General features: G+C 65.3%; 19 protein-coding genes. 15 read left to right on the forward strand and 4 right to left on the reverse strand.

Translation table 11 applies throughout. The features are described from left to right. Positions 1-97 precede the first annotated feature (97 nt). On the forward strand, positions 98-1291 hold the full coding sequence (locus tag VGR67_05075) for a hypothetical protein (GenBank protein HEV8335767.1): 1194 nt from the start codon (positions 98-100) through the stop codon (positions 1289-1291). A 138-nt stretch (positions 1292-1429) separates the two neighbouring features. On the opposite strand, the gene VGR67_05080 is transcribed toward VGR67_05075, so the two are convergent. The 3 genes from VGR67_05080 to VGR67_05090 form a co-directional block, all read right to left on the reverse strand. Then, entirely contained in the window at positions 1430-2077 is a 648-nt protein-coding gene (locus VGR67_05080) for a hypothetical protein (GenBank protein HEV8335768.1), read from the reverse strand. Between the two features lie 56 nt (positions 2078-2133). Further along, positions 2134-2853, reverse strand: a complete 720-nt coding sequence (locus VGR67_05085; GenBank protein HEV8335769.1) for a response regulator — start codon at positions 2851-2853, stop codon at positions 2134-2136. A gap of 460 nt (positions 2854-3313) precedes the next feature. Next, positions 3314-3784, reverse strand: coding sequence for a hypothetical protein (locus VGR67_05090; GenBank protein ID HEV8335770.1), 471 nt, complete (start codon positions 3782-3784; stop codon positions 3314-3316). A 272-nt stretch (positions 3785-4056) separates the two neighbouring features. On the opposite strand from VGR67_05090, the gene tig reads away from it, so the two are divergent. From tig to VGR67_05150, 12 genes are all read left to right on the forward strand, one after another. Then, the gene (gene tig, locus VGR67_05095) at positions 4057-5340 is read left to right on the forward strand and encodes a trigger factor (GenBank protein HEV8335771.1); all 1284 of its coding nucleotides are present in this window, start codon (positions 4057-4059) and stop codon (positions 5338-5340) included. A 4-nt stretch (positions 5341-5344) separates the two neighbouring features. Beyond that, positions 5345-5929 (forward strand): ATP-dependent Clp endopeptidase proteolytic subunit ClpP, encoded by a 585-nt coding sequence (clpP, locus tag VGR67_05100; GenBank protein HEV8335772.1) that lies wholly within the window; start codon positions 5345-5347, stop codon positions 5927-5929. 30 nt (positions 5930-5959) lie between these two features. Next, entirely contained in the window at positions 5960-7198 is a 1239-nt protein-coding gene (gene clpX, locus VGR67_05105; GenBank protein HEV8335773.1) for an ATP-dependent Clp protease ATP-binding subunit ClpX, read from the forward strand. Positions 7199-7204: 6 nt separating this feature from the next. Then, the gene (gene lon / locus VGR67_05110; GenBank protein ID HEV8335774.1) at positions 7205-9628 is read left to right on the forward strand and encodes an endopeptidase La; all 2424 of its coding nucleotides are present in this window, start codon (positions 7205-7207) and stop codon (positions 9626-9628) included. 87 nt (positions 9629-9715) lie between these two features. Next, positions 9716-10291 (forward strand): ribosome biogenesis GTP-binding protein YihA/YsxC, encoded by a 576-nt coding sequence (gene yihA, locus VGR67_05115; protein HEV8335775.1) that lies wholly within the window; start codon positions 9716-9718, stop codon positions 10289-10291. Positions 10292-10385: 94 nt separating this feature from the next. Continuing rightward, complete coding sequence (gene rho, locus VGR67_05120; GenBank protein HEV8335776.1) at positions 10386-11696, forward strand: transcription termination factor Rho; 1311 nt, start codon at positions 10386-10388, stop codon at positions 11694-11696. A gap of 135 nt (positions 11697-11831) precedes the next feature. After that, positions 11832-12053, forward strand: coding sequence for a 50S ribosomal protein L31 (rpmE, locus tag VGR67_05125; protein ID HEV8335777.1), 222 nt, complete (start codon positions 11832-11834; stop codon positions 12051-12053). A gap of 13 nt (positions 12054-12066) precedes the next feature. After that, positions 12067-12993: a DUF1385 domain-containing protein gene (locus tag VGR67_05130; protein HEV8335778.1), complete on the forward strand. Its 927-nt coding sequence runs from the start codon at positions 12067-12069 to the stop codon at positions 12991-12993. A 14-nt stretch (positions 12994-13007) separates the two neighbouring features. After that, positions 13008-14108, forward strand: coding sequence for a peptide chain release factor 1 (prfA, locus tag VGR67_05135; GenBank protein ID HEV8335779.1), 1101 nt, complete (start codon positions 13008-13010; stop codon positions 14106-14108). Further along, positions 14105-14983 carry a peptide chain release factor N(5)-glutamine methyltransferase gene (prmC, locus tag VGR67_05140; GenBank protein HEV8335780.1) on the forward strand — a complete coding sequence of 293 codons (879 nt, stop codon included), beginning with the start codon at positions 14105-14107 and terminating at the stop codon, positions 14981-14983. The genes prfA and prmC overlap by 4 nt, the downstream gene beginning before the upstream one ends. Positions 14984-14987: 4 nt before the next feature. Beyond that, positions 14988-16205 carry a gephyrin-like molybdotransferase Glp gene (gene glp / locus VGR67_05145; GenBank protein HEV8335781.1) on the forward strand — a complete coding sequence of 406 codons (1218 nt, stop codon included), beginning with the start codon at positions 14988-14990 and terminating at the stop codon, positions 16203-16205. 60 nt (positions 16206-16265) lie between these two features. Further along, positions 16266-16829, forward strand: coding sequence for a hypothetical protein (locus VGR67_05150; GenBank protein ID HEV8335782.1), 564 nt, complete (start codon positions 16266-16268; stop codon positions 16827-16829). Positions 16830-16955: 126 nt separating this feature from the next. Here the strand turns inward: VGR67_05150 and VGR67_05155 are convergent, their stop codons facing one another. After that, a complete protein-coding gene (locus VGR67_05155) occupies positions 16956-19886 on the reverse strand; it encodes an alkaline phosphatase family protein (protein HEV8335783.1) in 2931 nt (976 codons plus the stop codon). Between the two features lie 438 nt (positions 19887-20324). Between VGR67_05155 and VGR67_05160 the strand changes: the two genes are divergently transcribed. Both VGR67_05160 and VGR67_05165 read left to right on the forward strand, forming a co-directional pair. After that, on the forward strand, positions 20325-22508 hold the full coding sequence (locus VGR67_05160; protein ID HEV8335784.1) for an ATPase, T2SS/T4P/T4SS family: 2184 nt from the start codon (positions 20325-20327) through the stop codon (positions 22506-22508). Beyond that, positions 22505-23155 (forward strand): RedB protein, encoded by a 651-nt coding sequence (locus VGR67_05165; GenBank protein ID HEV8335785.1) that lies wholly within the window; start codon positions 22505-22507, stop codon positions 23153-23155. Before VGR67_05160 ends, VGR67_05165 begins: the two co-directional genes overlap by 4 nt.

A 23155-nucleotide genomic window follows, 5' to 3' on the forward strand; every position in this document is an offset into this window, starting at 1 on the left:
TCAAGGAGAGCCATTCCCGATGCTCTACCCTCGATGTCCTGGTCGCGCCGTCCTCCTCCCCCGACTCGCCCGTCCCTGCGAAGGGGAGGCCGGGATCGTGACCTTCCTTCGCAGGAGCGCGTTCCCTCTCGGGCTCGGGCTGGTGCTCGCGGCTTCCGGGGCGGCGGTTCCAGCCGTCAGCTCGCCGCCGTCGACGCCGGAACTCCGCGTGACGCTCGTCAGGCCCCTGCCCGGCAGTCTGTCCGACTCCGGCGTAGCGGCCGTTCCCCTCGACGATGGTCTTCTGATCTCAGGATTCTCGGACGCCGGCGGCGTCGACTCAGGTCTCCTGCTGCGAGTCAGCGCCACGGGGGACGAGATCTGGCGGCGTGCCCTCCCGAGCGGAGGGGACGGTGCGATCTGGTGTCTCCGGGCGATCGGAGACGGCACGTTTGCGGGTGCCGGATGGGTGAAATCGTCCGCGGGGGATCTCGATGCGACGTTGATCCGCTTCGACGCGGCCGGGAAAGTGATCTGGCAGACGTCCTACCCCGGACCTCATAAGGAGCGCCTCTGGTCGCTGGAGGTCGTGCCCCAGGGACTATTGGCCGCCGGTGAGGCGCTCGAGGCGGACGGGACGTCGAAAGCCCTCGTGATCCGGGCCGATCTCGACGGAAAGGAGATCGCGCGCGTCTCGACCGGGGGAGCGCCGGTGGAGCGCGTCTTCTCGATCCAGGCGCTGGCCGATGGCGGCTACGTGCTCGCGGGTCTGAGCGGGGGCGGCCCGCGTGAAGGGCCCGGGTACGACGCGAAGATCGCCCGCTACGATGCGGCCGGCAAGCCGATCTGGTCCTGCGTGTGGGGAGGGCCGGGGTTCGACGTGGGACACGACGTCCGGCGCCTCGAGGGCGGGGGATTCCTGGCAACGGGATACACGGATGCCGGCGCCGGGCGAGGCACCGACGTTTTCCTGCTCAAGCTGTCGGCCGAGGGGAACGTCGTCTGGTCGCGCACGTACGGCGGACCTCGTGACGACCGTGCGGTTCACCTGGCGCTCTTGCCCGGCGGCGGCGCAGCCATTGCCGGCTACGCGCAATCCGCTTCGGGCGATTGGGACATCGTCGCGCGAGGGACGTCCGGTGACGGCGAGGAGCTCTGGGCGCGGCGGTTCGGAGGAGCCGGGAACGAGCTGGGCCGGACGGTCGCCGCCACCGGCGACGGCGGCCTGATCGTCGTGGGTCACTCGCAGAGCTACGGCCCGCTCGAGCGGATCCTCCTCGTCCGGCTGCATCCTGGGCGCGCCTCGCGCTGACGCCCCTCGCTCCGGCCCGAGTCCAGCTCTCCGGGGAGCAACGCCAGCCCGGCGTCCATCCCATCGCGGAACCCCCGGCCGCGGTGCGCTTGATCGGCAAACCCCGCCTGGAGAGCGATGTCGGCGAGCGCCGCCGCCTCACCAGGGCTTGGCAGCTTCCCGCCGCTTCAGGATCCCGTTGACGAGATCTTCCGCCAGGCCGGTGATGGCGGCCAGGCGCGGGATCGGAAGGTCGGGATGGGAGAGGACGAACTCCTCCTTCTCCTTGTAGCCGGGGGTTTCCTTGAGATAGAAGAGCCGCTCGAGCAGAGCGGTGATTTCGGAGCGCTGCGCGTCCGGGTCGTCCTTGCCGGCGCGAACCTCGAGGAGAACGTTCGTGCTCAGGTCGCGGGCGAAATTTCCCAGGGTGGTGTCGCGGTCGGGACCGACGGGGAGCGGCGCCGCGGGGACGGAGCCCCGGATCTGCCGCGCGTCGTTCCGGCTGCGGTAGATGGTCAGCCTCACTTCCTTCCCGCCTTCGTTGGAGACACGATCGAGGTACACCGTCTCCAGCTGGTAGAAGATGATGGGCAGCTCCCGCCCCCGATAGTGAATCCCTTGCTCGTTGACGACGTTGAAGGCGGCGAAGTAATCGGTGCCGCGCAGATCCATGCGAAGCTGATAGGTGTGGCCCGCGTACTCCGATTGCAGGTCCCGCACGACGCCCCGCTTGACCGCGAGCGCGGCTTGCGGAAAGAGGGCCAGCAGGCCGAGAGCCATCGTGACGAGTCGAGCGGCGGTGCCCAAGGGCGTCCCCGGATGAGGTGATGAAGACCCGCCGATTATAGCCTGGGATTCGGGGCTCAAGAGCGCGGCGAGGAGCGCTGGATCTGGAGGACCTTCTCGATGCGGTCGACCGACTCCACGGGAAGCGTCAGGAATTGGATCCCGACGTCGTATTCCCCTTCCTCCGTGGGACTGGTTCGCCGAATCCTTCCCTGCGCCATGATCGAGCGCCGCCCTTTGTCGGGGTTGAACCGGAGGTTCACGAAGAAGCCGACCCGCAGAGGGGTCGGCGTGCGGACCAGCATCCCGCCGCTGCTGAGATCCATCGAGCGGCCGAGAACCTCGGACTTGACCGTCCCGTAGGAGATGGAGAGGACGACCGACAGGCGCTCCTCCTGGCGCTGGGCCACACCGAGATACTCGGCGACCCGCGGCAGAAGGCGCGAGAAATCAACGGGGGCCGGGCTGAAGAGGCTGCAGCCGGACTTCCGGCACGACACCTCGATCCTCGGCGGCTCCGGAGGCCCCACGATGATGACCGGGACCTTGACGAGCCGCTTGTCGGCCCGAAGCCTCCGGCACACCTGATCGCCCTTCATGACGGGCATCGAGTATTCGAGGAGAAGAAGACCAGGGTCCGAGGTCCCCGCGAGGGTGAGGACCTCGGACCCGGTGCGCGCCGACAAAAGGCGGATCGAGGTCCGCCTGAGGAAGGTCGGCGCCGGACCAAGGCTCGATAGGATTCCTTCCGTGATGATTAGAGTCCGACCGTTGGCCGGGCCCTCGCTCTCGGCCATGATGGTTTGCCTCGCGACGATCGCTTTCAGCAAAGGGCAGGCCAGCCACGGCCGATCAAGCGAAACTGCCTGAACTTCAAGCAGATAGAGAAAATGATCCGAGCTAAGGCAGGAAGGCAGGAGGGTGTCGGAGCCGATTCCGGCGAAGCGTCGCGCCGCGGAGCGCGGGAGGTCTTCTCGAAGCTTTCCTTTATCAATCACTTAGAGCATCCGTCTCACGCGGCGCGCTGAGACGCTCGTGAGACGCTCCGCACGTAACGTATACTCCACAAGGATTTGCCGGCATTCGCATGATCGCCTGATGAAGGAATCCGTCTCAGCAGCGGACGCCGGGCCTCGGAATGCGGCTCTACTTATTAATACGCCCGCCGCAGCGGTCGATCGGGAAGGGCGATGAAGGCGGCGGTCCGGCGGAAGCCGAGGCGCACGAGGGAAAGGTGATGCTTGGGGCGGAGGTCGATCAGCGCGGAGCGGTGATGACGATGTGCGTGGGCGTTCCGTCGGGCTGGAAGCTGAACTCGATGCCGCTGTCGTAGCGGTACCAGCGATCGGCGTCGGCCCCGATGCCGCGCGAGCTGGGCTCGCCGAAAGCATGGAGGATTTCGCTCCGCTTGGAAGAGAGAGTGAGGTCGCCGTTCATCCGTCCCGGATACTCGCGATGGTCGTCCGTTCCCTCGTGATAGAGGAAGATGCTCTTGACCTTCCCTTCTTCCAGAAGGACGTCCAATCCGCGCGCGGGATAGAGAAGGTAGGCGGTCTCCTTCCGCTTCTCCCCGCTCACGCCGCTCGCGGTTTCCTGCTCGGGCTTCCCGAGCGCCTTTTCCACCGTGCTGCGGCTGTCCCCCAGCTTGATGCCGGCGGCGCCCACGCCCGGCCGGATGTCGCCGCCGTACCGGCAGGCGGTCGCGAGACCGGACAGAGTCACGGCCAAGGACAGCGTCCGAAGCAATGTCGTCCGCGAGGGGCGAGCCCGATGAAGCATCCAGACCTCCAACGTCGATTGAATGAGCGTCATCTTATAGCACACCGCGCCCCGCGGGGGCAAAGCCGGAGAGGGACCTCCGCGAACCCGGGATGCGCGCCGTCCGGGGTTTGCACCCCCGTGGAACATCTGCTAGCATCCGAAGCCTCTCCGGAGTGATGCGTCCGGGACCTCCCCACGAACAAAAGCCGAGGCCCTCCCAGCACAGTCAGGGGCGCGCGATGAAGGTGACGATCAACGAGCTCAACAGCGTGAAGCGCGGGATGGAGGTGGAGATTCCTCCCGAGGTCGTCGCCACGGAGATGGAGAAGGCCTACGAGACCTATCGGCGCAGCGCGCGGATTCCCGGGTTCCGGAAGGGGAAGATCCCGTTGTCGATCGTGAAGCAGCGTTACGGCAAGCAGGTGGAAGGCGAGGTTCTTTCCAACCTCATCGAGGAATTCGCCCACCGGGCGCTGGATGAGAAGAAGATCCAGCCGGTCCACCGGCCCGTCCTGGATCAATATGACTACCGGCAGGGCGAGCCGCTGGTCTTCCGGACCACGTTCGAGGTGAAACCCGCGCTCGAGATCCGCGATTACCGGGGTCTTCCGATCGCCCGCCGCGAGGTCGCCGTCACCGACGCCATGGTCGAGGAAAGCCTCCAGGCCCTGCGCGAGCGCGCCGCCAAGTATTCGACCCTGGCCGATCGGAAGGCCGAGAACGGCGACGTCGTCGTCGGCGCGCTCTCGGGCCGGTTCGTGGAGGGGAAGGGAAAGGACTTCACGGGCGAAGCGGTGACCATGCGCGTGGGCTCGGACGACAACCACCCCGATTTCAACGCCGCGCTCCTCGGCCTCGCCGCCGGCGAGACGCGCACCTTCGACGTCAAATACCCGGACGACTACCCTTCGGGGGTCCTCGCCGGCCGGCGGGTGGAATACTCCCTGGCCGCCCGGGAGGTGAAGGTCCGGGAGGTCCCCGCTCTGGACGACGAGCTGGCCAAGGAGCTGGGGGAGTTCCAGACTCTCGAGGAGCTCCGGAGCCACGTCCGGGAGGAGCTCCTGCGGCGGGAGTCGGCGGCGGAGGAGACGGAAGCCAAGGACAAAATCCTGACGATCCTCGTCGATAAGCACGATTTTGAGGTTCCGGACGCGCTCGTCGAGGCTCAGCTCGACCGCCAGGTCGAGGATCTGGTCCGGCACCTTCTCCTCCAGGGGATCGATCCGCAGCATTCCGACGTCAACTGGAAGGAAGAGCGCGAAAAGGGGCGGCCCGCGGCAGTCAAGCGCGTCCGCGCGATGCTCATTCTGGAAAACATCGCGGCGGCGGAGTCGCTTTCCCCGGCGAGCGACGCGGTGAACGAGCGCTTGCGCCACGAAGCGAAGCGTCAAAACGTCAGCGTCGCGGATTTGAAAGAGCAACTCGCGCGAAAAGGCCATCTGGAGGGGCTTGAAAGGCAGTTGCAGAGGGAAATGGCGCTTGACTTTTTGTTGGTTCACGCTACTATTAGTCGGGAGGGTTAGCTCAATGCCGCTTGTGCCGATGGTTGTTGAGCAAACCAACCGGGGCGAGAGAGCCTACGACATCTACTCGCGATTGCTCAAAGACAACATCGTATTCATCGGCAGCGGGATTGACGACAGTCTCTCGAACCTGGTAATTGCTCAGCTCCTGTACCTGGAAGCGGAAGACCCCGAGAAAGACATACACCTTTACATCAATAGCCCGGGCGGATCGGTGACGGCCGGTCTGGCCATATACGACACGATGCAGTTCATCAAGCCGGACGTGTCGACGATCTGCATCGGCCAGGCGGCGAGCATGGCGGCGGTCCTGCTTGGGGCCGGCACGACGAAGAAGCGCTTCGCGCTCCCGAACTCGAGGATCCTGCTGCACCAGCCGATGGGGGACTTCTCGGGCCAGGCCACCGACGTGGACATCCACGCCAAGGAAATATTGCGGATTCGGGAACGGTTGAACGATATCATCCGGATTCACACGGGCCAGACGAAGGAGAAGATCGAGCGGGACACGGATCGGGACTACATCATGACGGCGGCCCAGGGTCTGGAGTACGGAATCATCGACCAGGTGATCGCGAAGCGGGACTGAACGGGACCCAAGGAGAAGCGGAGAAGGCGGATGGCGGGCAAGAAGAGCGAAGGCGAATCGCTGCGGTGCTCCTTCTGTAACAAGGATCAGAGGGACGTCAAGAAGCTCATCGCGGGTCCGACGGTCTACATCTGCGACGAGTGCGTCGACATCTGCCTCGACATCATCGCCGAAGAGCGGGAGCTGGACGAGCCGAAGACCCGTCTGAAGCTTCCCAAGCCGATGGAAATCCGCGAATTCCTCGACGAATACGTGATCGGCCAGGAGAAGGCCAAGAAGAAGCTCGCCGTCGCCGTCTACAACCATTACAAGCGCAACGAGAGGAGCAAGCGCCGGAGCGAGGTGGAGGTGCAGAAGAGCAACATCCTCCTCATCGGCCCGACCGGCACCGGCAAGACGCTGCTGGCCCAGACGCTCGCCAAGCTTCTGAGCGTGCCGTTCGCGATCGTGGACGCCACGACGCTGACCGAGGCGGGCTACGTGGGCGAGGACGTCGAGAACATTCTGCTCCGGCTGCTGCAGGCGGCGGGGAACGACATCGAGAAGGCGAAGCGCGGCATCATCTACATCGATGAGGTGGACAAGATCAGTCGCAAGAGCGACAGCCCCTCGATCACGCGCGACGTCTCCGGCGAGGGCGTCCAGCAGGCCCTCCTGAAGATCCTGGAAGGGACCGTGGCGAACGTCCCTCCGCAGGGAGGCCGGAAGCACCCGCACCAGGACTTCATCCCGATGGACACGACGAACATCCTGTTCATCTGCGGCGGCGCCTTCGTCGGCCTCGACACGATCATCGAGCAGCGCACCGGCAAGAAATCGGTCGGCTTCAAGGCGGACGTGAGGCGGAAGAGCGACAAGGACATGCTCAACATCCTCGAGCAGGTCCAGCCCCAGGACCTCATCAAGTACGGCCTGATCCCCGAGTTCGTCGGACGCCTCCCCGTCATCGGGCTGCTGGGCGAGCTGGACAAGGAGGCCTTGGTGCGGATCCTCACCGAGCCGCGCAACGCCCTGACGAAGCAGTACCAGCGGATCTTCGAGTACGAGGACGTGACCCTCACCTTCACGAAGGACGCCCTGGAAGCGGTCGCCGAGAAGGCGCTGGGGCGGAAGATCGGGGCGCGCGGCCTGCGGCTCATTCTCGAGGACCTGATGCTGGACCTCATGTACCAGCTCCCCTCCCAGAACAACATCACCGAATGCGTCATCTCGCGGGAAGTCGTCGAGAACAAGGTGGCGCCCATCATCCTTATGGAAAAGGCAGGCTAAAAACCGATGACCCAGCCCGTCCTTCCTGGACAACACGAGAAGGTCGAACGTCTTCCGCTCGTCCCGCTCCGGGACGTGGTGGTTTTCCCCTACACGATGATCCCGTTCGTCGTCGGCCGCAAGACGTCGCTCACCGCGGTCGAGCGCGCTCTGGAGACCGACAAGAAGCTGTTCCTCTCGACCCAGCGCGACGCCCGGACCGACGAGCCGAAGCCCGACGAGATCAACTACGTCGGGACGGTCGTCAACGTCGTCCAGAGCCTGAAGCTCCCGAACGGGAACATCAAGCTCCTCGTGGAAGGCGTCAGCCGCGGCAAGGTGCTCGACATCCAGGAAGCCGACGGCTATTTCGTCACGACGCTCGAGCCGATCGACGTCAAGCCCGAGATGACTCCCGAGATGGAAGTCGAGATGGGGAAGGCGGTCTCGCTGTTCGAGAAGTACGTCAAGCTCAGCCCGAACCTCCCCTACGAGACGATGATCTCGACGATCCGCGTCTCGGAGCCGGGGCGCCTCACCGATACGATCGCCGCCCACCTGCAGGTGGGCGTCGAAGAGAAACAGAACCTCCTCGAGACCTTCGATCCGAAGGAGCGCCTGACGATCCTGGTGGAGCTCCTGGAGGGGGAGATCGAGAAGCTGCGGGTCGACCGCCGGATCCACCAGCGCGTGAAGAAGCAGATGGAGCGGGCGCAGAAGGAGTACTACCTCAACGAGAAGATCAAGGCGATCCAGCAGGAGCTGGGGCGCAAGGACGAGCGAGGCAACGAGATCGAGGAGCTCAAGGAGAAGATCGAGGCCGCCAAGATGCCGAAGGAGGCCCACGAGAAGGCGATCCAGGAGCTCAAGCGCCTCGAGGTCATGCCGCCCGTCTCCGCCGAAGCGACCGTCTCGAGGAACTATCTGGAATGGCTCCTCGCGGTCCCCTGGACCAAGAAGACGAAAGAGAACCGCGACATCGATCGCGCCGAGAAGATTCTCAACGCCGACCATTACGGGCTGGAGAAGATCAAGGAGCGCATCCTGGAGTTCCTGGCGGTGCGCCGGCTCGTCCGGAACGTCAAGAAGGGGTCGATCCTCTGCTTCGTCGGCCCGCCCGGCGTCGGGAAGACGTCGCTCGCCCAGAGCATCGCGCGCGCCACCGGACGGCGGTTCGTGCGCCTGTCGCTCGGCGGCGTCCGGGACGAGGCGGAGATCCGCGGACACCGTCGGACCTACATCGGCGCCTTCCCGGGACAGATCATCCAGATGATGCGCAAGGCCGGGACGCGGAACCCGGTGTTCCTGCTCGACGAGGTCGACAAAATGAGCATGGACTTCCGCGGTGACCCCTCGGCGGCCCTGCTGGAGGTCCTCGATCCGGAGCAGAACTCGACGTTCGTGGATCACTATCTCGACACCGAGTTCGACCTGACCCAGGTGATGTTCATCGCCACGGCGAACGTGCTGCATCCCGTGCCGGCGGCCTTGAAAGACCGGATGGAAGTCATCCGCCTCGCCGGATACACCCTCAACGAAAAGATCCGCATCGCCAAGCAGTTCCTCATCAACAAGCAGCTGGAGGCTCACGGCCTCCAACCGAAGAGCATCACCTTCGAGGACGAGGCGATCCGCGACGTCATCGAGAACTACACGCGTGAAGCCGGGGTGAGGAACCTCGAGCGGGAGATCGCGTCGATCGCCCGGAAGCTCGCCCGCCGCGTCGTCAAGGAGGGAAGGAACTACGAGCACGTCGTGAAGTCGGGGGAGATAACGGACTTCCTGGGCGTGCCCCGCTACCGGCCGAAGGACCAGGAGAAGGCGAAGAAGAGCGAGATCGGGGTCGCCACCGGCCTGGCCTGGACGGAGGTCGGAGGCGAGATCCTGATGACCGAGGCGACGCTCATGAAGGGGCGCGGCAAGATCACGATCACCGGGAAGCTGGGAGACGTCATGCAGGAATCGGCTCAGGCGGCGCTCAGCTACGTCCGCTCCCGCGCCGAGAGCCTGGGGATCGACGACGAGTTCCACAAGCTGTACGACATCCACATCCACGTTCCCGAGGGGGCCATCCCGAAAGACGGGCCTTCCGCGGGGATCACGATCGCGACCGCCCTGGCATCGCTCCTGACGAGGACGCCGGTCCGCAAGGAAGTGGCGATGACGGGGGAGATCACGCTCCGGGGGCAGGTCCTGCCGATCGGCGGGGTGAAGGAGAAGGTGCTCGCGGCGCACCGCCTCGGCATCACCACCATCATCCTGCCGCGCGACAACGAGAAAGACCTCTCGGAGATCCCCGAGGACATCCAGAAGGAGCTCGAATTCCGTCTGGTCGAGAGCATGGACGAAGTCCTCAACATCGCCCTGGAAAAGGAGCCCAAGGGAACTCCCCCCATCGAAAAGATCGAGAAGGGGTTTGACAAGAGCCTTCCCGACAGCTCCGTTCATTAGGTTGTCCTGAAGCCACATTCCCAGACATGTTCTCATGCGTCCCGCCCGATGCGGTGAGCCGTGAGGGTAGTCACCTGCGAATTCCTGGTGGGAGCCGCTGTTCCGCGAGACTTTCCGCCCGCGACGATTCCTGAGGTCGCCTTTCTCGGTCGCTCCAACGTCGGAAAGTCGAGCTTGATCAACGCACTCTTGGGCCGGCGCGGGCTGGCCCGCACCAGCAGGACGCCGGGCCGGACGAGGCAGGTGAATTTCTTCCGGGTGAACGACGCCTGCTTGTTCGTGGACCTTCCCGGGTACGGATTCGCCCGCGTTCCGAAGGCGACGCGGGAGGAGTGGAAGGTCCTCGTGGAAGCCTTCTTGGATCGCCGGCCCCCGGAAAGGCTGGCGCTGCTCATCGTGGACGCCCGGCACTCCCCGTCGCCGCTCGACCGGGAGATGCGGAACTGGCTCGAGGACCGGAGAATGCCCTATCGGATCGCGGCCACGAAATGCGATAAGCTTAGCGCGAACGAACGGAACAGGAGTCTCAAAACCCACCTCAAGGAAATCCACCGACCGGATCTGCTGATCCCATGCTCCGCGGAGACGCGGGAAGGGATTCCCCGGATCTGGGCCGCCATCGACGGGATGCTGAATGAAACGACACCCTCGCCCGGAACGTAACCCGAACTCCAACCCCTCCGCCCGTCCCGTCCGTTACGCGGACGACGAAATGAAAGGACCGGGTCCAGAGACTCTTGAAAATGGGGCACCTGTGATCACTGAAAGAGCACGACCGGAAGGAAGCGCGTCGGCCGGCGCCGTCGGGGAAAAACTCGACATCACGGCCTTGAAGGAGATGAGCATCACCGAGCTGACCAACATCGCGAAGGAGCTGAACGTCGAAGGCGCGACCGCGATGCGCAAGCAGGAGCTGATCTTCAAGATCCTGCAGGCCCAGACCGAGAAGAGCGGATTGATCTTCGCCGAGGGGGTCCTGGAGTGCCTGCCGGACGGATTCGGCTTCCTGCGCGCCCCGGAGTACAACTACCTCCCCGGGCCCGACGACATCTACGTCTCGCCGTCGCAGATCCGCAAGTTCGACCTGCACACCGGGGACACCATCTCGGGCCAGGTCCGGCCCCCGAAGGAAGGGGAGCGCTACTTCGCCCTGATCAAGGTCGAGGCGGTCAACTTCGAGCATCCTGACGAGTCGAAGGAGAAGGTCTTCTTCGACAACCTGACTCCGCTCTACCCGAACGAGCGGATCCGCCTGGAGACGGCCCGGGACAACATCTCGGCCCGCGTGATGGACATCCTCACGCCGATCGGCAAAGGCCAGCGCGGCCTCATCGTCGCGGCCCCCCGGACCGGGAAGACGATGCTCCTGCAGAGCATCGCCAACAGCATCAGCCAGAACCACCCCGAGATCATCCTGATCGTCCTGCTCATCGACGAGCGGCCCGAAGAGGTCACCGACATGCAGCGGTCGGTGAACGGCGAGGTGATCAGCTCCACGTTCGACGAGCCGGCCCAGCGCCACGTGCAGGTGGCCGAAATGGTCATCGAGAAGGCGAAGCGGCTGGTGGAGCACAAGAAGGACGTGGTGATCCTGCTCGATTCGATCACGCGGCTGGCGCGCGCCTACAACACCATCGTCCCGCCCTCGGGGAAGGTGCTTTCGGGCGGCGTCGACGCCAACGCTCTGCAGCGGCCGAAGCGCTTCTTCGGCGCGGCCCGGAACATCGAGGAAGGGGGCAGCCTGACGATCATGGCGACCGCCCTGATCGAGACGGGCAGCCGCATGGACGACGTGATCTTCGAGGAGTTCAAGGGGACGGGCAACATGGAAATCCACCTCGACCGGAAGCTGGCCGACCGGCGCGTCTTCCCGTCGATCGAGATCACCCGCTCGGGCACCCGCAAGGAGGAGCTCCTCCTGTCGAAGAAGGAGCTCGACCGGACGTGGGTCCTGCGCAAGGTGCTGAACTCGCTGTCCAGCACCGAGGCGATGGAGCTGCTCATCGAGAAGATCGGCAAGACGAAGAACAACGAGGAGTTCCTGGGGTCGATGAGCGAGGTTTCGTAGGGATCGCCTCTAACCCAGTCCCGCCCCTCGGACACGATCCGAGGAGGATCCCTCCAGGGCAGACTGCGCAAGCGGTGGAATATCTTGCTGAGTGAGGCGGTTGGAGCGTAGAATAACGCACTTTGGAGAGTAGCGATGAAAGCCAAGATCCATCCCAACTACAAGGAAGTCACGGTGGTGTGCGCCTGTGGCGAGACCTTCGTGACCCGCAGCACCATGAAGGAGGTGCGCCTGGAAATCTGCTCCAAGTGCCATCCCTTCTTCACGGGCAAGCAGAAGCTGATCGACTCCGCCGGGCGCGTCGAGCGGTTCAACCGCCGCTACCGCGGCGGCAGCCCCGCGGGCTCCGCGAGCTGAAGGGCCGCCGGCCGTGAGCGAAGAGGTCCTTTTGGGCGGGCAGGCGGTCATCGAGGGCGTGATGATGCGCGCGCCCGGGGCCTACGCCGTCGCCGTCCGCCGCAAAGGGGGCGATGTCGTCACCCAGCGCAAGGCGGTGACGCGTTACACTGATCGGCATCCCTTCCTGCGCGCTCCCGTCCTGCGCGGTTGCGTGGCGCTCTTCCAATCGCTCGCCCTCGGAATCCGGGCCCTGAACTTCTCCGCCGAGCAGGCCTTGGACGCGGATCAGGAAGAGGGCTCCGACTCGAAGTCCTCGGGCGGATGGGCCGTGGCGGGCTCGCTGTTTTTCGCGCTGCTCTTCGCGCTCGGCCTGTTCTTCTATCTCCCGCTTTTCCTGACCGACGTCCTGGCGCGATCGCTCCCGGTTCTCGGGCACGGGTTCGCTTACAGCCTGGTGGACGGCGGCATCCGCATCCTCCTCTTCATCCTTTACATCCTGGGGATTTCACTTTCCGGGGAGATGCGCCGGGTCTTCCGGTACCATGGTGCCGAGCACAAGGTGGTCCATGCCTATGAGGCGGGTGAGGAGCTGACGGTGGCGAACGCCCGGCGGCACAGCACCCTGCACCCGCGCTGCGGCACCAGCTTTCTCCTGTTCGTCATGATCCTCTCGGCCCTGGCGTTCGCGATGATTCCCACTTCCACTCCGTTCGTCGGAAAGCTGGTCGCCCGCCTGGTCCTTCTGCCCCTCATCGCCGGCTGCTCTTTCGAGCTTCTCCGGGCGAGCGCGCGGCGGGCCGGGACCCCTCTCTTTTCCCTCGTCGTGGCGCCCGGCCTCTGGCTGCAGCGCCTGACGACGCTCGAGCCGGCGGACGAGCACCTCTCGGTTGCGATCGAGGCGCTCCGCGCCGCCATGGGCGGCGACGTTCCTGTCCGGCGCGAAGCGCTTCCTCTCTAAGCGGCGGTCCTCCCGTGTTCGACAAACTGGAATCCCTCGAAAAGCAGTACGAAGAGCTCGCCCGGCGGATGAGCGATCCCGACGCCTTGAAGGACAAGGCGCGATACCTCGCCGACGCCAAGGCCTACACCGAGATGGAGCGGGTCGTCGAGGCCTACCGCGAATTCAAGGGGGTGGAGAAGGAGATTCTCGAGACCGAGAAGATTCTCAAGGGGGCGGACGCCGATCTGCGGCAGCTCGCGAGCGAGGAGCGCGAGGAGCTGAACCGCCGCCGCGAGACGCTTCTGGAAGAGATGAAAGCGCTTCTCGTTCCGCGCGATCCGAACGACGAGAAGAACGTCATTCTCGAGGTGCGCGCCGGGACGGGCGGGGAAGAGGCCGCGCTCTTCGCCCAGGAGCTCTTCCGGATGTACAACCGGTACGTCGAGCGCCATGGATGGAAGCTGGAGATCCTCGATCTCAGCGAATCGGAGCTGGGGGGGCTGAAGGAGGTCATCGCCAGCATCGAAGGAAAGAACGCCTACTCGCGCCTGCGCTTCGAGAGCGGCGTGCATCGCGTCCAGCGCGTCCCCCGGACCGAGGCCTCGGGAAGGATCCACACCTCCACCGCCACCGTGGCGGTCCTGCCGGAGGCCGAAGAGGTGGACGTCGAGATCAACGACAAGGACCTCCGGATCGACCGGTTCTGCTCGACCGGCCCGGGCGGGCAGAGCGTCAACACCACCTACTCGGCGATCCGCATCACGCACCTCCCCTCCGGCATGGTCGTCCAGTGCCAGGACGAGAAGTCGCAGCACAAGAACAAGGCGAAAGCGCTGCGCGTGCTGAGGTCCCGCCTGCTCGAAGCGGCCCGCCAGGTGCAGCACGATTCGATCGCCAAGGACCGGCGCACCCAGATCGGCAGCGGCGACCGCAGCGAGAAGATCCGGACCTACAACTTCCCGCAGAGCCGCGTCACCGACCACCGCATCAACGTCACCGTCCACCAGGTCGAGTCCTTCATGGACGGCGGTCTCGATTCGCTGATCGATCCTCTCATCTCCCATCACCAGTCGGAGAAGCTCAAGGCGGAGACGGCTCCGGCGGCCTCCGCCTCGCCCTCGGGCAGGCCGTGACGGAGGCCTCCGCTCCCACCCTCGGCGATCTGGCGAGGGAGGGCGCCGCCTACCTCGAGGAGAGGTCGGTGCCTGCCGCGCGGTTCGACGCCGAAGTCCTTCTGGCCCACACAATGGGACTCGATCGCTCGGCGCTGCTCCCCAGACTGCGGGAGAGCGCGGCGGCCGATGCCGTCGCCTCCTTTCGCGGGCTTCTCGAGCGCCGCGGGCGGCGGATTCCGCTGCAGCACCTCACCGGTCACCAGGAGTTCTGGTCGCTCGATTTCCAGGTCGATGCCAGGGTCCTGATTCCCCGGGCCGAGACGGAGCTGGTGGTGGAGGCGGCGATCGCGATGGCTTCATCGCCCTCCTTCCGGATCGCCGACGTCGGTACCGGGAGCGGCAACATCGCCATCGCGCTGGCACGAGAGCTTCCCCAGGCCGAGATCTGGGCCACCGACGTCTCCGCGGCGGCCCTGGAGGTCGCGCGGGGGAACGCCGCGCGTCACGGGGTCGAAAAGAGGATCGTGTTTCTCGAGGGGGATCTGGGGCGTCCGCTGGAAGGCGAGGTTCGACCCGGCGGCCTCGATCTCCTCGTCTCCAACCCTCCGTACGTCGGCCAGCTCGAGCTGGCTTCGCTGGCGCCTGAAGTGCGCGAGCACGAGCCGCGCTCGGCGCTCGTTCCCCCGGGGGGCGAGCCGCTGGCGCTTTATCCTGCGTTGCTGGCGGCCGGGAGGAGGTTCCTCCGCTCGGGAGGCCATCTCATCCTGGAGCTGCCGGCCGGTGGGGCCGAGAAACTGCCTCCGCTGCTTCGCGCGGCAGGAGAGCTGGACTTGGTCGAGGTGCGGACCGACTACTCGAGGATCCCCCGCATTCTGGTCGTCCGGCGGAGATGAGCCGATGAAGGATCCGCGCGCTCCGATGATCCCGGTGGCGCAGGCGCTGGAGATCGTGCTTCGCGAGGCGGCGCCGCTCCAGCCGGAGAGAATTCCGCTGCGCGAGGCGATGGGCAGGGCGCTTGCCGAAGATGTCCTCGCGGACGCCGACCAGCCTCCCTTCCCGAAGGCGCTGATGGACGGCTTCGCCGTCCGATCCGGCGACCTGCGCGACGTCCCCGTCGAGCTGCGCCTCGTCGAGGAGATCACGGCGGGCCACGTGCCGCGGCGGAGGATCGACAGGGGCGAGACCGCCCGAATCATGACGGGCGCGCCGATCCCCGACGGGGCCGACGCCGTTCAGGTGGTGGAGCGCAGCGAGCCCGCCGGCGAAGGCAAGGTCAGGATTCTGGAGAAGGTGGAGGCCGGGGCGAATATCGCTCCGAAAGGCTGCGAGATCCGGGTCGGCCAGAAGGTCCTGGAGGCCGGAGAGCCGCTGACGCCCGCCCGGATCGGCGTCCTCGCGTCGGTGGGGCGCGCGCAAGTCTCCGCTCATCGCCTGCCGCGCGTGAGTCTCGCGGCCACGGGCGACGAGCTCGTGGAAGCCGAACGGACTCCTCCGGCCGGTAAGATCCGGAACAGCAACGGCCCGGCGCTCGGCGCCCGGGCCAAGAGCCTCGGCGCGGAAGTCGTCGATCTGGGAATCGTCCGGGACGATCCCGAGACGCTGCGCGATTGCCTGGGCCGCGGCCTGCAGGGCGATCTTCTGCTGCTCTCCGGAGGCGTCTCGATGGGGGTGCACGATCTCGTCGAAGCGGCGCTCGCCGAGGCGGGAGTCGAAGTCTTCATCCGCAAGATCGCGATCCGTCCCGGAAAGCCGGCCGTCTTCGGGCGCAAGGGGTCCTGCCTGGTCTTCGGCCTTCCCGGGAATCCGGTGTCGTCCTTGGTGATCTTCGAAGTCCTGGCGGCCGTCGCGATCCGCAAGATGTTGGGATGGGCGAAGCCGGAAGGGGAGCTCGTCGAGGCGGTCCTGGAGGAGGAGGTTCGCCAGCGTGCCGGCCGCACGTCCTATCTCCCGGGACGGCTGCGCTTCGAAGGCGGCTCGATCTTCGTCCAGCCTATCCGCTCCCAGGGCTCGGCCGATCTCCTCGCCCACTCCCGCGCCGACGCTCTCTTCATCGTCCCCGCCGACCGGGAGAGTATCTCCGCAGGAGAGAGGGTACGTATCCTCCTCCTGACGTAAGATAGGCACGCAATCGGAAGCGCTCTCGCCTCATCGTGCTGAGCCATCGAGGAGTGTGCCATGCTTGCTCTTCGTAGGATCCGGCCGTTCGTCATCTGCGCAATGCTCTTGTCACTGGTCGACGGCCCTCTGGTGAGGAGCATAGCTTCCGAGAAGACAAAGAACGATAGCGCGGAATCACTCCTGAAGGTGCTCATCCGCACGGATCGAGAGAAGTATTCCGTGAAGGACGTCGTGAAGCTGTGTATATGGTTCGAAGCCGACGGATGGATCTTTATCGATGGAAGGATGCTCCTGGGTGGGCCGGTGTACGGTCTCACGCTGGAAGTGAATGACGAGTGGGGAAAACCTGTGCGCTTTGGCACCTTCGCCGATGCGCGACTTCCTCCACCGCCGCCGAGAGATGGGGTGCTCGTTGCACTCGACGAGGATTCATTCTATGGGACGAGGATTAAACTGAACGTCAAGCAAATATTTCAAAAGCCTGGAAAATACTCCATCCGTGTCATCTACAAGGGCTGGGTTGAAAGAGGGAAGGATCCCCCTCCTCTGGAAGATCTGCTTCCGATTTGGGAAGCGCCATCGGTTCCTTCCGAGCCGGTATGGATCAAGATCACTCGTTAGCGAATGCTGCCTGCCTGGTCCGGCGCAGCCAGTCGGTTCGCTCGTCCGGTGAAGTTCTCAGGACCCATCTGGAGTGAATACTGCGCGCGGCAATCCGGGATGGCTTCCAGGGCCTTTGATCGAGGCCTACCTGCGGCGGAGCAGGTCTTGATAGAGGTTCTGCAGGGGAGGGTTGTCGGGGTGGCGCGCCAGGCTGTCGCGGGCGAAGGCGAGGGCGTCGTCGGAGCGCTTGAGGCGCAGGTAGCTCAGGACGATCCCCAGATCGGCGCGCGCCGATACCGGGCCCCCGATCTCCCGGGCCTTCTGGAAAGCGGCGAGGGCGCGCTCCGTGTCGCCGGTGCGCAGGCGTACGTTCCCCAATCCGAGGTAGAGATCGGCGTTCGGCGACGCGGCGGCCGCCTTGTCGAGCACGGCCCCGGCCTCATCCCACCGCCCTAGATCCATCAGAGTCAGTCCGAGGTTCAGCGAGAATCGCGCATCGGCCGGGTTCAGCTCGACGGCCCGCCGGAAGTGCCGGTAGGCCTCCTCCTTCCTGCCCGCCTCCGAGTCGAGCGCGCCGAGAAGGTTGTGATATTCGTCGATGCGCTCGCTTTTCCGCAGACCGGCCTCCAGGGTCGGGCGGAGCGCTTCGAGCCTTCCTTCCCGACTCAGGTACCCGACCAGCTGCTTCGCAGCGCCCACCAGCGTCGGATCGGCGCGCAGCGCCTCCCAATACAGCCGCTGCGCCTCCTCGGCGCGCCCCCCCGCTTCAGCGAGCTGTCCCTCGGCGGCGCTCCGGATCGCCGGCGCTTCTTTCAGCCCCTTCCGGTGGTCGTCCAGAAACGCCTTCCCTCCCGCCGGGTCGCCCAGCTCGGTGGAAAGCTGGACGTACCAGAGGACCGAATCGGCCCCCATCCCTTCCGGCACTTCCTTCCATCCCTGTTCCAGCGCCCGCCTCGCTTCCTGCTTGCGCCCCAGCGCGTCGTACGATTCCGCGAGCATGGCGTAAGTCTTCGGCAGCTTCTCGCGGCGGTTCGCTTCCAGCAGCTCGGCGATCGCCTGCGGATAGTCTCGCTGATTCAAATAATAGGTCGCCATGTTCCGGTGATACGTCACGGGCGTGTCTTCCGGCGCGGCGGCCGAGGAGGCGGCGGTTCCGGGCGCCGCTTCGACTCGCGGCGAGCTTTTCTCCGAACCAGGCTTCGCTGGCTCCGATTCGGGATTCCCGTCGTTCCCGCCGACGTACCCGAGGGCGCGAAGCTGGGCCATCATCTCGGCGGAAACCTCTTCCGAGCTTCCCGAGGCTTCCTCCGTCTCCCGCGGCGCCCCCACTCCTTCGTAGGTCGGAACGTGCTGCGGCGGGAATTTCGCGAGAAAGGCCGGATCAATCGCCTCTGCGAGGACCGCGCCCGGCATGTCGGAGGGCACCGGCAGCCCGAGCAGGGCCAGGACCGTCGGAGCGACGTCGAACAGTGTCACCGAGTCCTGCCGGGCACGCCGGGCGGCGCCCGGACCGCTCAGGACGAAGATTCCCTCCTCGCGGTGCCACTCCACCGGCTGGTCCACGGTGAAGGGAAGAATCCCCTCCATCCGGCGCGCGCCCGCCTTGAATCCATGATCCGAGAGGATCATCACCGTCGTCTCGGGCCCCGCCCTGCGAATCAAATCTCCCAACAGCTCGTCCTGATAGACGTAATACTCGGTCACGACGCGGTGGAACTTCTGAAACTCCTCCGCGCTCACCATCGCCATCTTTGGCGGCAAGTAATGCTGGAAACGATGCCCGACCAGGTCGATCCCCTCGAAGTACACGGCGGTCAGATCGAATCGCCGGCCCGCGAGATCCAGCGCAATCGCCTGGTAATTGCGCGCCGCGGTCAGGATCTTGATCAGCAGGCCGACGGGATCCTGCGGCGGGATATTCTCCTTCTTGGTTTTCGGGGCGGCCGGCGGATGCGCGATCCAGTCCAGCCCCGCCTGGTATTCGGCCGGCGTCACGTCGGCGAAGCGCCTGACTTCCTCGAGGGACACCTGGCGCGGCAGCGCCAGCTTCGGCAGGATCTCCTTGAGGTAGCCGGGCGGGTAGGTGTGGCCGGGACGGCCAGCGAGGCCTTCGCGGTTCGGAAGCATGCTCAAGGCCGCCACGCGATCCGATACGAGAATTCCGTCCAGATGATCGGCCGGATACGAGGCCCACCACGCCACGATGCCGGCTGAGCGCCCCAGGTCGCTCGCGATGTTCCAGAGCGACTTCACCTTCCGATAACGGCTGCCGATCGGAACCTTGTTCCCGGTCGCCTTCTCGATCACGCTGAAATCCGCCACGCCGTGCAGGTCGGGTCCTTTGCCGGTCGCGACCGTCGTCCAGAGTAGCGGGGAAATCATCGGATTGTAGGAACGCATTCCGGCCCGGACTCCCGAATCGACCAGCCGCTTCATGGCGGGCATCCGGCCGGCGCCCACCAGAGGATCGATGATCTCCCAGTCCGCCGCGTCGAGCCCGATGACCAGCAGGCGAACGCCGGTGCGCCGCGAGCGCCCCGCGTAGTCGCTCCGCAGGAGATTGCGGGTGAAATCCGAGGGCAGCCGGACCTCCCATTTCAGGTTCGACAGCCGTATCCCCGCCGCCTCCAGCGCCTGCGTCATGGAATGGGAGAGGGGAGGTTCGATGGACGCGTGGTCGAGAAACTCGGCCGCCGAGCGACCCGAGAGGTTCCTCTTCAGGGCCTCGGAAGCGGCTTCTTCCAGCAACGCATGAAACCCTTCGTGCCGTTTCGCGGCGGTTGTGGAAAGAGCCGCCGGATCGACCTCGAAATGGAAGCTCAGCTGGACGCTGCCTCGGATTCCCTCCTTGCTCGAGACCGGCAAGGGCGGCAAGGCGCCGTCGCCCCTTTCGGAGAGGATCGCCACCGGGGTGAAAGGCGAGACGAGATGTATTCCCGGACGAAGGACGCGACGACCGGCGACGCCGAAGTGCTCCTGCGGAACCCGTACGATTCCGCGACCGGTGGTCCAAGCAACGCCGAGCGAGAGAGTGAGAATTCCGATGATCACAAAGGGGAGGAATCGCCGGCTCATCGCCAGCAGTCTACGCCGGGGAATGGGTCCGCCTCAAGGAGGCGCCGAGGATCGGGCCTTGGGCCCGAGGGGATGGGGACACCGACCTAATCATTGAGGAGCAGCCGACAATTCCGATGGGAGGAGGGAGAACGCCCGCATCTGCAACGAGGAAGCGAGTCGGCCCTCCGAGTCGGACGCATGAATCTGTTCCGGATGAAGCGCCGCCCCAGGATGTGCGGTACGGGGAGGTCAGGAGCTCGGTATCCGACGAACGATCTCGCATCACGAAAATGTAATCGTGATCTCCTCCACGGGACGCGCTCGAAGGTTCCTTGGGGTCCATCATCCCTCATCGGACTCGACACATGCACCTCGGAGCCTATATTGCAATTGCGGCCCTCCGTAAGAGGTGAAAAGCCTCGGGGCCCGCCATCACATCTTGTTCTTGAGGTGCTCATGAAAGAGCCGCGCGTGAACGAATGCATCCTCAATTCGGGACTCCTGGACGCGGACGGATTGGCGCGAGTCCTGGAAATCAAGGCCCGGGACGGAGGCTCCCTGGCGCGGATCGCGGCGAACCTTGGGCTCGCCGAGGAGGAGTCCGTCAGCCGGGCGATCGCAACCGGCCTTGGTCTCGAATACAAGGACCTGACCGAAGCGTCTTCCCAGCCACCCTCCGAAGTCACGCTGCCGGCGGAATTCTGTGTCAAGCGCCTGGTCGTGCCGCTGGGACTGAAGGATGGAACGCTGCAGGTGGCGATGGCGGATCCTCTCGATCATTCCACCATTCAGGACGTGGAATTCCGGACCAGCAAGTGGGTGGCCGTGGTGATGGCGACCGAAAGCGCGATCCTCAGGGTGCTCAAGGCCTCGTCGCTCCAGCCGGTCGAGTCCACCGCCATGTCGTACGACATGCTCGCGAGCGTGAATCCCGATGGGGAGGTCGAGGTCTCGCAGGAGGATCAGTGCGAGGTGATCGATCCAACCCAGCTGGCGAAGGACGTGAAGCTTCCGCCGATCGTCCGGTTGGTGAACGTCGCCCTGACCAACGCGGCGAAGGCAGGGGCGAGCGACATCCACATCGAGCCGCACGAGCACGGCCTGTTGATCCGACACCGCATCGACGGGATTCTGCAGGACGTGCTGCAGATTCCCAAGCACCTCCAGCAGCCGGTGATTTCCCGGATCAAGATCATTTCCGGGATGGACATCGCCGAGCGCCGCAAGCCGCAGGACGGCCGAAGCCGCCTGAGGGTCGACAAGCGACGAATCGATCTCCGCGTCTCCTCCCTCCCCACCAGCCACGGCGAGAAAATCGTCGTCCGCTTTCTCGACAGCGCCAACGCCAGCGTCAGCATGGATGGAATCGGATTCGCTCCCGATCTACGCCGGCGATTCGAGGAGATGCTGACGCGGCCCCAGGGCATGATCCTGGTCACGGGGCCGACCGGAAGCGGCAAGACGACGACCCTCTATGCCGCGTTGAACCGGGTGAAATCGCACGCCAAGAACATCATCACCGTCGAGGATCCCATCGAGTACCAGCTTGCGGGAATCAGCCAGGTGCAGATCAATCCGAAGGCGGGGGTCACCTTCGCGAGCGGACTGCGTTCCATCTTGCGCCAGGACCCGGACATCGTGTTGCTCGGCGAGATCCGTGATCGCGAAACTGCCCAAATCGCGCTCGAGGCCGCGCAGACGGGGCACCTGCTCCTGAGCACGATGCACACGAACGACGCTCCCTCCTCGATCACGCGGCTCCTCGATCTGGGGATCGAGCCGTTCATGATCGCCGCGTCCCTGATCGGCATTCTGGCCCAGCGCCTGGTGCGCAAACCCTGCCCCGATTGCATCATCGCGCGCGCGCCCTCGCCCGAGATCCTGGAGAAGTTCACCGTCACGAGGCCGGATCCCTCCTACAAAGCAGGACAGGGTTGCCCGAACTGCGGACAGACCGGCTTCCGGGGCCGCACCGCGATCCACGAGTTCCTGGTGATCAACGACGAGCTCCGTGATCGCATCGCCCGCGGGGCCGCAGAGCACGAGACGAGGGCCGCGGCGCGGCGCGCTGGGATGCGGACGCTGATGGAGGACGGGGTGATGAAGGCCGGGGACGGGCTCACGACGCTCGAGGAAGTCCTCCGAGTGATCCCCCCCGACGAGGTAAAGGCGACGACGACCTCCCAGGCCGCTCCGAGGACGGGACCCGCGATCGACGACTCCTCGACCACTCTGCCCGAGGGCGAGAAAGTGAGGGTCCTGGTAGTCGAGGACAGCCCCACGGTGGTCACGGTGGTCAAGTATTTCCTGGAGAACGAAGGGTTCGAGGTGCTGGTCGCCGCCAACGGAGTCGAAGGCTTGCGGATCGCGAGAGACTCGGCTCCACACGTCGTCGTCAGCGACCTCAACATGCCGGAGATGGACGGTATCGCGCTGGTGCAGGAGCTGCGCGCCGACGCCCGTACCCGGGGCGCGGGAATCATCTTGCTCACTTCCGACGACAGCGTGGAAACCGAAGCTCGTGGGCTGGCGACCGGCGCCGACGATTACCTGGCCAAACCGGTCGAGCCGAAGCGGCTGGCCGCGCGGATTAAGACAATCTTAGCCCGAAATCGGACCCGCCAAGCGGAGAAGGTGTGAGAAGCGAGGTCCCTTCAACAGAAACGGCCGCTCGTGGCCATCGATGGATTCACCTCCTGGCGATCGCCGTCTGGCTGGGAACCATCGTCTGGGGCATGGGGATCTTGCTGAGATTCGCCTCGACGCCCGGCGATCCGGGTCATCCGCCGCTGCAATGGCCGGAAGGGAGCCGGATCCCAGCCGCGCACCGCCCGGCCTTGCTGATGGCCATTCATCCCCGCTGTCCCTGCACCCGCGCCAGCATCGAAGAGCTCCAGCAGGTGATGGCCAGGTGCCGCGGGCAAATGGAGGTGCACTTGATCGTCGTGGTGCCTTCGGCCGTCAGCGTGAGTTGGCTTGACACGGAGCTCGAACGGGAGGCGACCGCGATTCCGGGCGTCAACACCTACATCGATCGGGGCGGTATCGAAGCGCGCCGATTCGGCACCGCCACGTCGGGGCACACGCTCGTGTACAACGCCAGCGGGCACCTGGCGTTCAGCGGCGGGATCACACTGGCGCGCGGGCATGCAGGCGACAACTCGGGTCAGGACGCCGTCGTGGAGGCCATCCGCGAGGGAGGGCCGGCCCACGCCACCCACTCCGTCTACGGTTGTCCTCTTCACGATCCCCCGCCCGGCGCTCGGGCTTCGGAGTCCTACCGATGA

Source organism: Candidatus Polarisedimenticolia bacterium (assembly GCA_036004685.1).
GTDB lineage: Bacteria > Acidobacteriota > Polarisedimenticolia > Gp22-AA2 > AA152 > DASYRE01.